The following is a 771-nucleotide window of genomic DNA, read 5'->3' as shown; positions in this document are numbered from 1 at the left end:
TGATGTTCCGTTACCGCCACCGCCTGAGCAAGGACATCGATATCTTCGTTCCCGATCCCCAGGACCTCGGTTTCGTCACGCCGCGATTGAGCCACACGCGGCGGACCTGACGCAGGACTACACCGAGCAGCCCGGCGCGTTCGTCAAACTTCAGTTGAGGACGGCGAGGTCGATTTCGTGGCATCCCCGAACCTGCTGGCCGATGCCTGGGAGACATGGGACATCGGCGGTCGCACGGTGAGAGTGGAGACGGCAGTCGAAATCATCGCCAAGAAGATGTACCACCGCGGCGACCGTGCCACGGCGCGCGATCTGTTCGATCTGGCGCTCGTGGTCGAGCGCGAGCCTCAACAGCTCCTGGCGGCGACGCCGTTCCTGTTGCGTCACCGAGAGGCGTTCCTGTCCCAGATCCGGCAGCCGCATCCCGGGTTGCTCGTCGCGTTCGACGCCATCGCTGCACTGGACTACACGCCGGCCTTCGACCACTGCGTAACTGTGGTCGGCCGATTCCTGGACAGCCTGTAGCCATCAAGCGAACGCGAAAGCGCTCGTGACCTTACAGCCCCGGGGCTAAAGCCCTGTTCGTTCTGAAAGGAGGGCAGCTTCTGCACTGGCAAAAAGGCGCCCGATGCGGGAGCGTGGACATGTTCCTGTTCGGTGATGGTTCTGTGTTGCAAGGAGGGCAAGCGCCGCGCGGCGGCCAGTCGAACCGTGCACCGGTGCGCCGGCGATCATGTGGACGTTTGGGGAGAAGGGCTTGCTTGTGAGCCC

General features: G+C 63.6%; 1 protein-coding gene. It reads left to right on the top strand.

Annotated elements, in window-relative coordinates; all coding sequences use genetic code 11:
* Positions 1-177 precede the first annotated feature (177 nt).
* Positions 178-525, top strand: a complete 348-nt coding sequence (locus tag ACTJLF_RS34635; protein ID WP_440884904.1) for a nucleotidyl transferase AbiEii/AbiGii toxin family protein — start codon at positions 178-180, stop codon at positions 523-525.
* The last annotated feature ends 246 nt before the right edge of the window (positions 526-771 follow it).

It is taken from the genome of Variovorax sp. 22077, assembly GCF_052044195.1.
Lineage (GTDB): Bacteria > Pseudomonadota > Gammaproteobacteria > Burkholderiales > Burkholderiaceae_C > Variovorax > Variovorax atrisoli.
Note: the sequence above shows the minus strand (reverse complement) of the source record. Positions and strands in the feature narration are given on the sequence as shown.